Origin of the sequence: Micromonospora sp. U21, from assembly GCF_018070045.1 — a bacterium.
GTDB lineage: Bacteria > Actinomycetota > Actinomycetes > Mycobacteriales > Micromonosporaceae > Micromonospora.
Map to the genome: position 1 here is coordinate 58,573 of NZ_JAGPYK010000007.1, position 14,836 is coordinate 73,408.

The 14,836-nt window shown below is 69.7% G+C and carries 10 protein-coding genes; 1 reads left to right on the forward strand and 9 read right to left on the reverse strand.

Features of this window, described 5'->3' with window-relative positions:
• Positions 1-109: 109 nt before the first annotated feature.
• From KBX63_RS11585 to acs, 6 genes are all read right to left on the reverse strand, one after another.
• Positions 110-1,447: a vanadium-dependent haloperoxidase gene (locus KBX63_RS11585; RefSeq protein WP_210911017.1), complete on the reverse strand. Its 1,338-nt coding sequence runs from the start codon at positions 1,445-1,447 to the stop codon at positions 110-112.
• A gap of 114 nt (positions 1,448-1,561) precedes the next feature.
• Entirely contained in the window at positions 1,562-2,392 is an 831-nt protein-coding gene (locus tag KBX63_RS11590; protein WP_210911018.1) for a helix-turn-helix domain-containing protein, read from the reverse strand.
• A 212-nt stretch (positions 2,393-2,604) separates the two neighbouring features.
• Positions 2,605-3,105, reverse strand: a complete 501-nt coding sequence (locus KBX63_RS11595) for a hypothetical protein (protein WP_247662160.1) — start codon at positions 3,103-3,105, stop codon at positions 2,605-2,607.
• Between the two features lie 105 nt (positions 3,106-3,210).
• The gene (locus tag KBX63_RS11600; protein ID WP_210911231.1) at positions 3,211-5,637 is read right to left on the reverse strand and encodes an immune inhibitor A domain-containing protein; all 2,427 of its coding nucleotides are present in this window, start codon (positions 5,635-5,637) and stop codon (positions 3,211-3,213) included.
• A gap of 355 nt (positions 5,638-5,992) precedes the next feature.
• On the reverse strand, positions 5,993-8,788 hold the full coding sequence (locus tag KBX63_RS11605) for an immune inhibitor A domain-containing protein (RefSeq protein WP_247662162.1): 2,796 nt from the start codon (positions 8,786-8,788) through the stop codon (positions 5,993-5,995).
• A gap of 268 nt (positions 8,789-9,056) precedes the next feature.
• Positions 9,057-11,021 carry an acetate--CoA ligase gene (acs, locus tag KBX63_RS11610; protein WP_210911020.1) on the reverse strand — a complete coding sequence of 655 codons (1,965 nt, stop codon included), beginning with the start codon at positions 11,019-11,021 and terminating at the stop codon, positions 9,057-9,059.
• Between the two features lie 348 nt (positions 11,022-11,369).
• Between acs and KBX63_RS11615 the strand changes: the two genes are divergently transcribed.
• A complete protein-coding gene (locus tag KBX63_RS11615; RefSeq protein WP_210911021.1) occupies positions 11,370-12,116 on the forward strand; it encodes an oxidoreductase in 747 nt (248 codons plus the stop codon).
• Between the two features lie 24 nt (positions 12,117-12,140).
• On the opposite strand, the gene KBX63_RS11620 is transcribed toward KBX63_RS11615, so the two are convergent.
• From KBX63_RS11620 to KBX63_RS11630, 3 genes are all read right to left on the reverse strand, one after another.
• Positions 12,141-12,944: an HAD family phosphatase gene (locus KBX63_RS11620; RefSeq protein ID WP_210911022.1), complete on the reverse strand. Its 804-nt coding sequence runs from the start codon at positions 12,942-12,944 to the stop codon at positions 12,141-12,143.
• A gap of 351 nt (positions 12,945-13,295) precedes the next feature.
• The gene (locus KBX63_RS11625) at positions 13,296-14,567 is read right to left on the reverse strand and encodes a tyrosine-type recombinase/integrase (protein WP_247662163.1); all 1,272 of its coding nucleotides are present in this window, start codon (positions 14,565-14,567) and stop codon (positions 13,296-13,298) included.
• Positions 14,567-14,836 (reverse strand): helix-turn-helix domain-containing protein, encoded by a 270-nt coding sequence (locus KBX63_RS11630; protein ID WP_210911023.1) that lies wholly within the window; start codon positions 14,834-14,836, stop codon positions 14,567-14,569. Before KBX63_RS11630 ends, KBX63_RS11625 begins: the two co-directional genes overlap by 1 nt.

Here is a 14,836-nt window from a genome sequence, read left to right on the forward strand (position 1 = left end):
CCGGCCCTGGTGGTCGCGTTGAACAGGGAGAAGCCCGGGTTGTCCCCTACCGACACGAGGGTCCGGGTCGGCGGTCTTCAGACCGCCGACCCGGACCCGTGGGTCGGGCCTAGCGCAGGTAGGTGCTGAACACCCGGTTGGCCACCGCGTCACCGGTGCTCAACCCGGCGTCGGCGTCCCACTGGTAGTGCACCCCGAGATAGACCCTGCTGCGGGCGTTCTCGTTCGCCGCGGCGCTGAAACTGCTGAATGACCGGGTGACGCCCGCCGCGTTCGGGTCCTCGGTGGTCGCCACGAAGCCGACGGCGTCCGTGCCGTAGTACCGCTTCATGACGCCGGCCCAGGCGCCGGCGAAGGTGGCGTGGCCGGAGACGTACGCGGGGAACGGCGGGGAGAACCGGGTGCCGTTCCGGTCGACGGAGAGTGGACGCCAGGCGGGGTTGGGCACGGTGGCGGAGTTGCCGTCGCTCTGGGGCTCGGCGATCGCCGACTCGGGGCGCCACAGGTCGATGCTGGTGTTGTACTTGGCGTCCCAGGAGGCGATGGCAGCGTCAGCCATGGCCATCGCGACGAGCGCGAAGAGCCGGGGGGTGTCCGTGGCCCGCTGGCTCGCCACGATCTGGGTGTGCTCGAAGAGTTGACCCGGGGGCTTGTAGGTGCCGCTGACGTCGTTGGCCCAGAAGAAGGCGAGCTGGGTCTGGTCGGCGTTGCGGTCGGTCGCCGGCGCGGTGGCTGAGCCCAGCCGCTTCACCTCGTTGACCTGGGCGGCGTACGCGCTGCTGGTGAGCATCGCCGACACCGTGCTGAAGCCGCCGGGCAGGGACGGGCGGAACTGGGAGCCGGAGGTGAGCGCGAAGGGCTTCACGCTGCCCCAGTTGGGGCCGACCGCGGCGCCTGACCCGGTCGGTCGCCACTGTCCGGCGGTGTTGCTGGCGGTGTAGCCGGCGTTGTTGGCGGAGCCGTCGTTCGCCCGGGCGTTGATGATGTTCCGGGCGGCCGTCTCGCCGATGCTCCTGCTCCAGCCCTCGGGCCCCGGTTCGCCGAGGGGCGGATCAGCCTGCCGGGCGGCGTTAAACTTGGTGAGGAAGTACTGGCTCTGCGTGGGGAAGACCGCCCGGAGGACGTCGTAGGCGGCGACGTCGAGGTTGGTGTCCCGGTCGTAGCTGTAATTGGGGATCGGGGACACCCTCGCGAGGTAGGGCGTTCCGGTGCCCATGGAGACCGAGGTGTCGTACATCGCCAGGTGCATCATCGCGCCGGCTCGGGACAACGTGGTCGGCGGGCCGTTGCTGGTGCGGAAAGCGTCCAGCAGCACGTCGTTCCAGTAGACGACGTGATCGAAGTCGGGGGGAATGGCGTGGGCGGGCGTGGGTGTGATGACCCCGCCACCGACGACAACCGCGGCGAGCACCGCGAAGGCCCGCCCCAGCTTCACTCTTCTGTTCAATGTGGTCCCTCTCCCCGTACGTACGCCGTAGGGTTCTATCGGCCTCCGTCGATAATCTGGGACGGTTCCGATCACGGAGAAGGGCGAAGCGGTAGCGTTCCGCAAGTTGCAAGGTCAGATCCAGCCGCGGCGGGCGGCCGCGATGCCGAGGGTCATCCGGTTCGAGGCGCCGAGCCGCTCGGCCAGCAGCTCGAAATGCCGCCGCACCCACCGCGGGCTGCGCCCGAGACTGCGTGCGATGGCCTCGTCCTTGGCCCCGTGCGCCGCCAGCCGGAGAATCCTGAGCTGCACGTCCGATGGCCCGTCATGGCCCGCTGCCGACCCGGCGGCCAGGGGCAGGGCATGCTGCCAGAGACTGTCGAAGTAGTGGGCGGCCAACTCGACCAGCGTCGGTGCGCGCAGCACCCAGCCAGCCGACCCCGCGGTGCCGGTGGGTGCGATCACGGCCATCCTCCCGGAGATCACCATGGAGGTGGGGGCGGCGGCGACCACCCGGATCCGACCTCCGGGGTGGGTGGTTCCCTCGGCGCGGCCGAGACCACCGGGTAGTTCGAGGAGCCGGCGGTCGAGAATCGTGCGGTGCCGTCGGTCCGTGGCCAGTTCCGGGTCTGCGGCCGTCGACTCCGGCGGCATCCCGTGCAGCACCCGGCAGTCGTCCGGCGCCTCGGCGGTCAACCGACCGGTGAGACGGGTGAACTCCGTCCAGTCCCGGACGATGTCGTCCGGGCCGTGGGCGGCCGAACTCCGATGCTCCTCCAGGCGCTCCAGCTGGGCGTACTGGTCGATCAATCGATGTTGGGCGCGGACGAGCTCCCGTTGACCGGCCGCGAGCAGTAGTCGCAGCTCCATGGCCGACACCATGGCGGTGTCGAGCGGAGAGGAATGCACCGCCCAGAGCGGGTCCGTGCCGCTGCCGTCGGTCTCCGACCAGATTCCACCTGACAAGCCTGACCACCCCCGTGGACGTTGCCGAGGCGGCGGCCGGCAGGCCAGTCTGCGGTGCGGTCGGCGCAGGGCGTCGGGCCGCCATCGGACATCGACGATCGTGGCTGTGCGTCGGCGCCGTCGTCAAGGGGCCGTACCGCCGTTGACTCGCCCGGGTCGGTGTGCTTACGGTGTCCGGCCCGATACTGAGGGTCAGAAGTCCGACGATCAGATTATCGCGGGGTGATCCTGACGCGAATGCCCGGACCGCAGTCGACCTCGGACGATCGCGCGCTGATCCGGAGGGTGACGAAGCTTCCCTCGGTGAGGTTGCCAGCCCCGGTGCCGTGCACGGCGTACTCGACGCCTTCTTCCGAGACGAGCCCGTAGCAGGGGCCGGAACCACCCCGGGTGACGTGGCCGGCGATCAGGTCGGTGGACCGTCGGTCGGTCGGCTCCGTCGGCTTGGGCGGCTTCGGCGGGGCGCCGAGGGTCGGCGGGACGGTCCGCGACATGGGCGGCGTGGCGGTGCGCCCGGACGGGGGCGCCGGCGACGCGGGAGCCGCGGGAGTGGGCCCGCCGAGCGTCGGGCCGCTGCTGGCCGCGATGCCGGCGCCCGAGGTGGCGGCCGTGGGGTTGGCGTCTCCCGAGTCGGCACAGGCGGTGAGGGGCGGCAGCAGGAGCGCGGCGAGACCGGCCGCCGTCAGGGTGACGCGTGCGGGAAGGGGCACCATGGTGGGACGTTCCGGCAGGTCACCCGGTTCCCCGTACCTGCCCCCAAAGGGCGACGCCCGGGCAGGTGACCTGCCCGGGCGTCGCTGGTTGTGCGGGATCAGTGGTCAGCTGATCCGGATCTTCATCGAGGTGCCGTCCTGCTCCTGAACCTTGATCTTGACACCGGCTGCGGGGAGCTTGACGCCGTGGTTCGGCAGCTCCTCGTAGAAGTACTTCTTGGTGTCGTCGAACAGCGGCTCCGCAGCCTGGCCACGGATGTACTGCGGCTGGCTGTTGAGGTGCAGGGTGAACGAGTCGGCCTTGTTGAGACTGAACGGCGCGTCGTAGACCTGGACGCGGGCCCGCCACGGCTGACCGGTGAGGTTGTAGATCGGGCGCGGGTGCGCGTCGATGTACAGGTTGCGGCCCTCACCCGGGTGACCACCCGGGTTGGACGGCGACGCCGGGGCCGTGTTGTTGTCGTTCCAGCGGGTGTTCCAGTACGAGATGAGCAGGCCCTCCTGGTACGCGTAGTGGTCCACCCAGTCCGGGCGGGTGTTCGCGTAGCCGAAGAAGTACGGGCCGGTCTTCAGGTACTTGTCGTACGAGACGTACGAGCGGTTGCCCGCGATGTAGTAGTTGTCGAACAGGCGGGTGTACGTCGCGCCGACGACCTCCCAGCCGTCCAGCGCCCAGCCGGCGTCCGTCTCGGCACCGTCACTGAGCACCGTCTGGCCGTCGGCCGTCACGGTGATCGCGTCACCGAAGAAGCCGCCCTCGGAGACGCCACCGTCGGTGACGTAGTGCAGGCGGATCTGCGCGACCTTGCCGGCGATCGAGGTGAGCGGGATGTTGATGTCCGCCCATGCGCCGTTGCTGCTGCCGTCGAGGGCCGGTCGGCCGGCGCCGTCGACGCCGATCGGCTCGCCGTTGACGGTGCCGTCCAGGTCGGCCCAGGTCTGTCCGCCGTCGGTGGACGCCTCGAAGTAGAGGTAGTCGTACCCCTCCTCGATGGCGTACTTGCCCTTGAGGGACATCGAGGCGGACGACTTGCCGGTGAGGTCGAACGTCCTCGTCATGGCCTGGTTGAGGTCGTCGTCGTTACCGGAGAAGTACTGCTTCTCGCCCTCGAACGGTGCGCCGTAGTTGAAGGTGTACTCCCGCTGCGGCAGCACCACCACCGCGGCCTGCGCCTTGGCCGAGTTGTACTCCTGCGGCCCGAGGTCCAGCGTGCGCTTCTGCCCCGCAACGACCACCTCGTAGTCGAGCCAGCCGAGCTGGAGCTTGTTCCACGCACCCAGGTCGCCACCGCGGTCGCCGATGCCCGGGTCGTTCTTGGCACCGAGCCGGCTCTGGGCCATCAGGGTCCAGTGCTCGTTGCTGTTGTCCGCCGGTCCGTAGTCGTCCGGCAGGCCCAGGTCGTGGCCGTACTCGTGGTAGAAGACGCTCCGGCCGCCGTTTTCCGGCTGGATCGTGTAGTCGCGGATCCAGACGCCGGTGTTGCCGATCTGGGTGCCACCGATCGGGAAGTTCGGCGGGCCGACGGGCGAGCTGTTGAAGGCCGACCAGCGGTGGCTCCAGATGGCGTCCTCACCCTGGTGCGGGTCACCGTCGGCCTGGTCGCCGCCGGAGTGGACGATCTGGAAGTGGTCGATGTAGCCGTCCGACTCGTTGAAGTCGCCGTCGCCGTCGTAGTCGAACCGGTCCCACTGGTCGTAGGACCGCATCTCCTCGGCGATCTGCGCGTCCGTCCGGCCCTTGGCCTTCTGGTCGGCGACCCACTGGGTGGCGGCGTCGCGGATCAGCGCCCAGGTGTTCGAGCAGACGTTGTCGCCACAGACGGCGGGGTCGCCGGTCGGGTCGTCGTCGGCCTTCGGGTCGTCGGAGCGACCGTAGCGGGCCTCGTTGTACGGAACCTTGACCCAGTCGGTGACCATGCCGTTGACGGTGTAACGGCCCGAGGACTGCGCCTCGTAGTACTGCTTGAGCGACTCGTCGCCCGGGTTGGTGCCGAAGTACAGCTGGCGGAAGTGCTCCGGGCTGAAGTCCGGCTGCCAGACGGTGGAGTTGTCCACGGCCCGGTTGGGCTGCGGAATCTGGTTGTGCAGCGGCCCGTCGAAGGTCGTCGGCCCGGCGATGTCCGAGTTCATGTCCTTGTCCGGGTAGGACGGGTGCCGCTGGTCCCCGAACTCGGCCAGGATCACGAAGATCTTGTCGGTCCGCTCACGCTTGAGCTCGACGTACTGGTCCTTGGACTTCTGCGCGCCGGCGAAGGTGCGGGCGTTGGTGCCCGTCCCGTTCGTCTCGCCGACCTTGACGACCGTGCTGCCGTTGCGCTCGATCGGCTTGCTACGCCCGCTCAGCACATCGCTGAGACCCTGCTGACGCAGCTCGCGACGCTTGTCCTCGAGCTTGTCGGGGAGCTCGTCCTTCAATGACTGCGGTTCGGCGGCGGTCGGAGCAGCTGCCGGCAGTTTGGGCTGAGGCGCCGCCGAGGCGGACGGGCCGAAAGCCAGGCCTGTCGCCGTCAGTGAGAGCCCGAGCAGACCCACTGCGACTTTGCGCACGTGGTACCTCCGGTGTGAGGGAACCCGGCCCAACGGGGGTACGGGCCGGTGACAGATCGATCCCACTAGTGGGACCAATGGTGAACATAGACACTGCCGGGACGGGTGGGAAGACGCACGCGTCGATTTGTTGCAAGATTTTGTTGGGAATGCTTTTCACCGTCACACTCCTGCGCTTCATCAGCGACGCTGACCAGGATGGACCGGCCGAAGGCAACTTAAGCGACGTATTTCGATCAATATGATCGGGCATACGACAGTGGGGCCGGCGGCGTCTCCGCCACCGGCCCCACCGACACCGCTGTCGTCAGTTACCGATTCGCACGATCACCTTGCTCGGTCAGTTCCTTGCGGGGGTGACGAACACCGTGGCGGACGAGTTGTCCCGTGCCGCCTTTTTGATGGTGAGCGAAACTCCGAAGTTGACGCCCTGGTCACCGGGGTTACCGGTGCCCAGCACGATCGCGCCGCCGCCCAGGGTCACGCCGTAGAACTCCGGCGCCGGGCTGCCGTCCGGGTGGGTGACCCGGGTGGTGTACGGCGCGTTGTTCCGCGACGGCAGCACCACCGAGGCGTCGTTGTCCCGCGCGTACGGAGCGCCGTCCCGCATCTCGATGCCCGGGTACCAGCCCTTGGCGTCGGTGAAGCCCTTCACCGCCGGCTGGGACTTGAACTTGGTGCAGTACTCGCTGTACGGCTCGTCCGCCGCCTCCAGGCACTCGGTGAAGGAGTACGTCGGCTTCAACGAGAACGCCGCGTTCGCCGACTGCGGACGGCTGGGCAGGTTGTCCGTCACCGACGGGTCCTTCACGGCCGCCTCGCCCTTACGCCGGTACGGGTCGAAGTGCGAGTCGACGATGAGCAACCCACCCTTCGCGCCGTAGCTGGGTAGCGCGGTCATCTGCCCGGTGACGTGGTTGACGTCGCCGAGCGCGGTGTCCCGGTACCAGACCAGCATGCCCGGAGCGTTGTACGAGATCCGGTCGACCTTCCACGCGTCGTGCGAGTAGATCGTGTCGTAGGCGTACTTCAGGCCCTTGTCGAAGCCGTCGAAGTTGCGCCACTCGGCCAGGTAGTAGTGCGCGTGCATCTCGGTGCCGCTGCTGACCTTCCAGCCCGCGCCCGTGGTGTCGACGAAGGTGCCGCCGGTGGCCGTCCAGCCGTTGGCACCGCTCTCGACGTCGTCACTCCAGGTGGTGGCACCGCCGCCGGTGACCGAGAAGTCGTCGACGAACCAGTTGCGCTCCTCGAACGCCTCGTCGGTGGCCAGGCGCAGCCGCACCTGCACCGTCGTCCCGGCGTACGCCGACAGGTCGACGTAGTCGTGCCGCCAGCCGTCGGTGCTGCCGGTCAGGCCGTACTTCTTGCCGCCGAAGTCGTTCATCCGGCCGTTCGGGTCCGGGTAACCGTCGGGCGTGGTGACCGCGTTGCCGGCCTCGTCGTACACCTTCTGTTCGGTCCAGGACGTGCCGCCGTCCGTCGACAGCTCGACGAAGCCGTAGTCCCAGTCCTCCTCGATGATGTAGTTGTTCCACATCCAGAACTTCGAGTCCGCGGCCGCCGGCACGTCGACCGAGCGGCTCAGCTTGACGTCGGCCCACTCCTGGTCGTTGCTGCTGTGCCACATCTTCGTGCCGCTGTGCGGCGTGGCCAGCGTCGTCACCTTGTCCGGCAGGTCGACCTTGATGCCGTCCTCGGCGTCGATCGGGGTACGCGAGGTCTGCCCGAGCTTCACCTCGCGGGGGTTCGACCCGGGGCGGATGGTCAGCGGGTCGGCCCAGCCGAGCACCCACTTGTCCCAGATGCCCATGTGCGTCGGCAGCGCCTGGAAGATCTCGCCCGAGTGTGAGCCCGAGGCCATCAGGTCCCAGAAGTCCACGTCGGAGTCGGCGTTGCCGGAGGTGTCGTAGAGGTCCGGCAGGCCCAGGTCGTGACCGAACTCGTGGGCGAAGACGCCGACGCCGGCGTCCTCCGGCTGCACGATGTAGTTCGACACCTGGAGGTTGGTGCCCGGGATGCTGTAACCGCCGGTGACTGTCGAGGAGTGCGCCCAGACGGCGTACACACCCTCGGCGCCGCCGCCACGGGACTTGCCCTGCCCGGCGTGCACCAGCACGAGGTGGTCGATCACGCCGTCCGGCTCGAAGACGTTGCCGTCCCCGTCCCGGTCGGCCTGGTCCTCGATGTCGTAGTCGGCCCAGGGGAAGTTCGGGTCCTTCGCGGCGAGTGAGTCGATCGCGTCGGTCGCCAGCCGGCCCGCGCCGGCCGGGTTGTCCGGGTGACCGTTCATCGACTGCTCACGGCCGGCGACCCAGTTGCCGTTCTCGTCCTGGAAGCAGCGGTTGGCGGCGTACCAACCCTCCGAGTGCGGCACGGTGATCCACGGGCTGGCCTGCCCGGCGACCGTGTACGCGTTCTTGGACATCTCCAGGTACATGTTGTGCATGGTGCGGCCGGAGATGTCGATGCCCCGCTTGCCGTCCGGGCCCCGCAGGTCTTTGCGGACCCGCTCGGTGATGCCCTTCTTGCTGTAGAGCATCTTGTCGTAGTGGGCCGGCGAGAAGTCCGGCACCCACATCGAGTTGTTGTCCTCGTGCGGCAGGGTCGCCGGGTTCACGATGTTGTTGTGCTTCGGCCCGTTCTGCACGGTGCCGGGGACGCAGGTCCGGTCCTCGAACACCGTCTTCGGGACCATCACCCCGGTGAAGTCGTCGTTCGCCTGGTCGTTGAACTCCACCAGCAGCGTCAGCAGCTTCGCCGTCTGGGTGGTCGGCGCCTGCTTGATCTTCCGGGGGCTCTTGCCAGTCTTGATCGACTTGGCTTCGATCTTGGCCAGCTGCCGGGCGGTCACCGGGTTGCCGCGAGCGTGCTTCTGATCGAAGGCGCGCGCGTCGTCCACGGCGGGGGTGTAGACGCCACCCTTGCCCTTGACCTCGCGGCCGGAGGTGTCCGGCTGCACCTCGGGCTCGGCGTAGTTGATGTAGTGCTCGTCGGCCCCGATCACCGCCCGGGGAGTGGCGGACGACGTCTGGGCTGCCGCGCTGCCGGTCACGGTCAGTGACGTGGCCGCGAGGGCGATGGCGGGCAGCGCGACGAGTAGTCGTCGTCGCGACCCGGACTGCGGTTTGTGGTTCATGCCGCTCCATTTCTCGGGCATGGGGAGGAGGACGTTGGGGTGGTTGACCATCGATGTGACGTGTGCCGAACTCTCCCAACCTGCGTGAACCTAAATCACAACCGACCGAAAGGACAGGGGCGACCTGTCGCGTGTGTCCGTTCAGCTTCTCCAGGCTCATCCGACCGACCGATGTGACAGTGGTCAGGCGGTGTGGGCCGTACCCGTAAGAAATGACGGAGGGTGGCGGTCCGCACGGACCGCCACCCTCCGATGAGTACGCCTGCCGTCAGTCCTCGTCGGACTTCGCGCCGCTCATCCCTGAGGAGATCAGCTCCATCACGGACGAGTCCTGCAACGTGGTCACGTCGCCGAGCGACCGGTTCTCCGCCACGTCCCGCAGCAACCGGCGCATGATCTTGCCGGAGCGGGTCTTCGGCAGCTCCGGCACCAGCATGATCTGCCGCGGCTTGGCGATCGGGCCGAGCGTCTTCGACACGTGGTTGCGCAGATCGGCGATCAGCTGCTCACCCGCCGCCCCGGCGATGTCGGTGCTGCCGCGCGGAATGGCGAAGGCGACGATCGCCTGGCCGGTGGTCGGGTCGGTCGCGCCCACCACGGCCGCCTCGGCCACCGACGGGTGCGACACCAGCGCCGACTCCACCTCCGTGGTGGAGATGTTGTGCCCGGACACCAGCATCACGTCGTCCACCCGACCCAGCAGCCAGATGTGCCCGTCGTCGTCCTTCTTCGCCCCGTCACCAGCGAAGTACATGCCCTCGAACCGGCTCCAGTAGGTCTCCAGGAACCGGTTGTCGTCACCCCAGATGGTGCGCAGCATCGACGGCCACGGCTCGCGCAGCACCAGGTACCCGCCACCCCCGTTCGGCACCGACTGGCCCTGGTCGTCCACCACGTCGGCCGCGATGCCCGGCAGCGCGGTCATCGCCGAGCCCGGCTTGGCCGCGGTCACCCCGGGCAGTGGCGAGATCATGATGGCGCCCGTCTCGGTCTGCCACCAGGTGTCCACGACCGGCAGCTCACCCCGGCCGATGTGCTGCCTGTACCACATCCACGCCTCCGGGTTGATCGGCTCGCCGACGCTGCCCAGCAGCCGCAGGGACGACAGGTCGAAGCCGGCCGGGATGTCGTCGCCCCACTTCATCATCGTCCGGATCAGGGTGGGGGCGGTGTAGAGGATGCTCACGCCGTACCTGTCGACGATCTCCCAGAACCGGCCCTTGTTCGGGGTGTCCGGGGTGCCCTCGTACATCACCTGGGTGGCGCCGTTGGAGAGCGGCCCGTACACGATGTAGGAGTGGCCGGTCACCCAGCCGATGTCGGCGGTGCACCAGTAGACGTCCGTCTCCGGCTTCAGGTCGAAGACCGCGTGCGTGGTGTACGACGTCTGCGTGAGGTAGCCGCCGGTGGTGTGCAGGATGCCCTTCGGCCGTGCCGTCGTGCCGCTGGTGTAGAGGATGAACAGCGGGTGCTCGGCGTCGAACGGCTGCGCGGTGTGCTCGGCCGACGCGGTCTCCACCGTCTCGTGCCACCAGCGGTCCTTCGACGACCAGGCCACGTCCTCGCCGGTGCGGCGGACCACCAGCACGTGCTCCACGGAGGGGCAGCTCGCCACCGCCTCGTCCACGGTCGGCTTCAGCGCGGACGGCTTGCCCCGCCGGTAGCCACCGTCCGCGGTGATCACCACCTTGGCGCTGGCGTCCTGGATGCGGTTGCTCAGCGAGTCGGCGGAGAAGCCACCGAAGACCACGCTGTGCGCCGCGCCGATCCGGGCGCAGGCCAGCATCGCGACCGCCGCCTCCGGGATCATCGGCAGGTAGATGGCCACCCGGTCACCGGCGGTCACGCCCAGCTCGGTCAGCGCGTTCGCCGCCCGGCAGGTCAGCTCGTGCAGGTCGGCGTACGTGATGGTCCGGGTGTCGCCCGGCTCGCCCTCCCAGTGGATGGCGACCTTGTCACCACGGCCCGCCTCGACGTGCCGGTCCAGGCAGTTGTACGCCACGTTGAGCTGCCCACCGACGAACCACTTTGCGAACGGCGGGTTCGACCAGTCGAGCACCTGGTCCCACTTCTTCGACCAGGCCAACCGGTCCGCCTGCTTCGCCCAGAAGGCGAGCCGGTCCGCGGTCGCCTCGGCGTACGCGTCGGCGGTGACGTTGGCGTGCGCGGCGAGCTCGGCCGGCGGGGGGAACTGGCGCGTCTCGTTCAGCAGATTGGCCAATGCCTCGCTCATGCCGTGACTCCTCGTCCTCGGGTGACCTGCGTCTCGCTGGGCACGAGGGTAGTCGTGGGGTCCCCGGCAGGCGACCGCTGCCCGCCCCGTCGCGCCGAGCGGCCCCCGCCGCGCGCCCGACGGCCTTGGCGGCCGTGTCCCCGCGTCGCGCGGCCGTGCTCGCCGTCGCGGCCTTGATCGACACGAGGTCGGCGACGTCGCGGTATGCCGGCGGCTGGGACACCCCGATATCGGCGACCTCGTGTTGACCTTGCCCTGCCCGAGGCGGACGTCGAGCGCGCGGTGGCCCGGCTCGCGTTGCGGCCGGGTGCGGCCCGGACGGCCGGGCCGGGTCGCTAGCGTGGCGGGGTGACCACCGACCCGCTCGCCCCGCTGCTCGCGCTCGCCGACATCGCTCCCGCCGTCGAGCGGGCCCGCGAACGGTTCGACCGGGCGCTCGGGCACCGCGCGCTGCGCCGGCACGGCGGGCAGGTCGCGGCCGAGGTCAGCCTCCGGTCCGCGGTGGCCAGCGCCGCCCTCGAAGGGGCCGTCCACGAGCGCGAGGCGGTCCGCGCCGGCACCGTCACCGACCCGGTGCTCCAAGGGGCGCTGCGGGTCGCTGGCGCACTGCCGGGGTTGGGTGAGCTCTGGCCGAAAGCACCCCGGCAGGCGCTCGCGAAGCTGCACGTGCTCGCCGCCCGGGACATCGTGCCGGAGGACGAGCTGGGTCGCCCGGTGACCGACCCCGTGGTCGCCGCCCGGTTGGACGGGCTGGCCGGGCTCGTCGCCGGCGGCACGAAGGTCTCCCCGCTGGTGCTCGCTGCCGTGGTCCACGGGGAGCTGCTGAACCTGCGCCCGTTCGCCGGGCCGTCCGGCGTGGTGGCCCGGGGCGCCGCCCGCCTGGTGCTGCTCGCCAGCGGCCTCGACCCGCGGGGCCTGCTCACCGTCGACGTCGGTCACCGCGAGCGGGAACCCGAGTACGTCGGCTCGGCCGGCGCCTTCGCCACCGGCACTCCGGACGGGCTGCGCTCCTGGCTGCGCCACTACATGGCGGCCGTGGAGGTCGGCGCCGACCAGCTCACCGTCATCGGCGACGAGATCCTCGCCGCCGCCTGAACTCGCCCGCGGTGGGTGCGGAGGTCAGGCGGTGGCGGCGGAGCGGGTGCGACGGTGCCGGCCGTACCAGGCGATGCCGATGGCCACGCCAACGCCGACCCCCAGGGCCGCCGCGGCCACCGGGACGGCGGGCCGCTCCCGCAGCCGCCGGCCCAGCGGGATCGGGTGGCGGAACTCCAGCACCGGCCAGGCGTTCTCCGAGGCCAGCTTGCGCAGCTGCCGGTCCGGGTTGACCACACTCGGGTGGCCGACGCACTCCAGCAGCGGCCGGTCGCTGTACGAGTCGGAGTAGGCGTACGAGTCGGCCAGGTCGTAGCCCCGGGCGGTGGCCAGCTCGCTGACCGCCTCGACCTTGCTCGGGCCGGCCGCGTAGAACTCGACCTCGCCGCTGTACCGCCCGTCCCGCACCGTCATCCGGGTGGCGATCACGTCCGTCACCCCGAGCAGTTCGCCGATCGGCCGGACCATCTCCTCGCCGGAGGCCGAGACCAGCACCACGTCCCGGCCGGCCGCCTGGTGCTCCACGATCAGCGCGGCGGCCTCGGCGTACACGTAGGGGTTGATCAGCTCATGGAGCGTCTCCGCGACGATCTGACGGACCTGTTCCACCGGCCAGCCCTTGCAGAGCGCGGCCAGGTAGTCCCGTGTTCGGGCCATGGTCTGCTCGTCGGTGCCGCCCAGCCGGAACATCAGCTGCGCGTACGCCGACTTGACCACGTCACGCCGGGTGATCAGCCCGTCCCGGTAGAACGGCCGACCGAACGCCAGGGCGCTCGACTTGGCGATGACGGTCTTGTCCAGATCGAAGAAAGCGGCACTTCGGCCCACGGCGCGAAAGTCTAGCCGGATGGTCTATGGTCGGCGGGTGCCCGGGGTCAGGCCACCCCTCGGACCTGCGGGCCGGCGCCACCACCTCCGCTCAGCGTGATCACGCTCACACTCCGCAAGGAGATTTTCGCAGTGAGTGGAGTGGACACCACTCGACGTGACGGGCCCGCTCAGGCAGACTTGTCCGCACGACGAGCTTTCATATCTCGGAAAACAGACAGACCCTCGGCGGTTGCACCCCCCGTGACCGCTGAGTGGTTCGGCTCGACCCCCCCGGAGCCGAACCTTCGACGACCCCCGTCTCCCCCCGACGGGGGTCGTCCCTTTCCGGGGTGAGCACTGCGGCCCAGGTCACAGGTCGTCCCGGTCCGCGTCGAAGGCCCCGTCCGAGGGCATTTCCTCGGTCGGAGGCAGCAAAGAGGCAGCAGAGCTGTCAAACGCCTCCAGAACACGGGCGGCGTAGTCGTCCGGCGTGTGCGTGTACCGGTTGAGCGTCGTGGATGCCTGTTCGTGGCCCATGACCCGCTGCACCAGGTTGATCGGGACGCCGTCGGTGACCAGCCAGGTGGCGTAGGCGTGCCGCAGGTCGTGGAACCGCATGCCGCCGGCAGCCTTGCCAGCCACGCAGGCGATGGCCTCCCGCTCGGTGGTGAACTCCGCCGACCACTCAACGCCGTCTCGGTCCGGCCAGGTCGCGCGGTACCGGTGCGGGCCGGTGTTGGCGACCTGGCCGAGCAGCCCGGCGCGGACTAGCGAGGGCAGCCAGACTCGACGCCGGAAGTTCGACCGCCGCAGTGGCCGCCCCACCCGATCGCGGAAGACCAGCGTGCGCGGGTCCGGCTGATCGGCGGCGGTGTGCAGGGCGCGGAACGCGGCCAGGAGGAAGCCGGGCAGCGGCACGGTCCGCACCCCGGCGCGACTCTTCGGGTACGGACGCAGCACGATTCCGCCGTGAGTCTCCTCGGCCACCTGGACCACGCGCAGCGATGCCCGGTCGAGGTCGACTGAGGACCACATCAGCCCGGCGCACTCACCCCAGCGCAGACCGGCACCGGCGGCGGCGGAGACGACGCCCCGGTGCCGAGGTGGGACGGCGGGCAGCAGCCGGCCGAAGAAGTCTTGTCGGCTGATCGTGACCGGCTTGACGTCGCGGGACCGGTCGCGCGGCAGCCGCACGCCTTCGGCTGGATTGGCGGCGATCAGCCGTGCCTGAACCGCCGTCCGGAGAATCATCGACAGCAGTTGGTAGCACTTGGCCACGGTGGCCGGGGCGAGATCCCGGCCAAGACCGGTCACCCACTCCTGCACCGACATGAAGTCGACCTTCCCGAGCGGCCAGTCACCCCACTTCGGCAGGACGTGCGTCCGGAGCATGGAGACGGTCCGCTCATTGGTGCGCGCCTCGACGGCCCGGGTTGCGAGCCACTGCTGTGCGAAGTCGCCGAAGCGGGTACGGCCGGCGTGCGGGTTGACGTAGGCGCTGCGGTTCAGGCTGCCTTCGATGTCAGCCAGGAACGCGTTGGCCTCTCGCTTCGTGCGAAAGCTCTTGGACTTCTGCCCACCGGCGGGATCACGCCAGCAGGCGCGGAAGGTGCCGGCTGGAGTCTTGCGGACGAAGCCCATCAGCGCCTCCGCCCGTGCTCGGTGCCGGTGGCGGCAGGCTGTTCCGTGACGCCGTCGAGCCAGGCGTGGAACCGGGCGCGGGGGATGAGCCAGCGACCGCCGAGGCGGGTCGCCGGGATGGTGCCGTCGCGGACGAGGGCGTAGGTGCTGCCGAGCGAGATGCCGAGCAGCTTGGCGACCTCTCGGACGGTGTAGGTAACCGGCTCGACGACCGTCCCGGTACGAGGGACGAGCCGGACGACTGGGCTGGAGCGGGCGGTGGCGCTCAT

Coding starts and splice junctions, on each gene's coding strand:
- acs (WP_210911020.1), bottom strand. CDS start 11,021: ATGAGCGAGGCATTGGCCAATCTGCTGAACGAGACGCGCCAGTTCCCC.
- KBX63_RS11630 (WP_210911023.1), bottom strand. CDS start 14,836: ATGAGCGCCACCGCCCGCTCCAGCCCAGTCGTCCGGCTCGTCCCTCGT.
- KBX63_RS11625 (WP_247662163.1), bottom strand. CDS start 14,567: ATGGGCTTCGTCCGCAAGACTCCAGCCGGCACCTTCCGCGCCTGCTGG.
- KBX63_RS11605 (WP_247662162.1), bottom strand. CDS start 8,788: ATGAACCACAAACCGCAGTCCGGGTCGCGACGACGACTACTCGTCGCG.
- KBX63_RS11595 (WP_247662160.1), bottom strand. CDS start 3,105: ATGGTGCCCCTTCCCGCACGCGTCACCCTGACGGCGGCCGGTCTCGCC.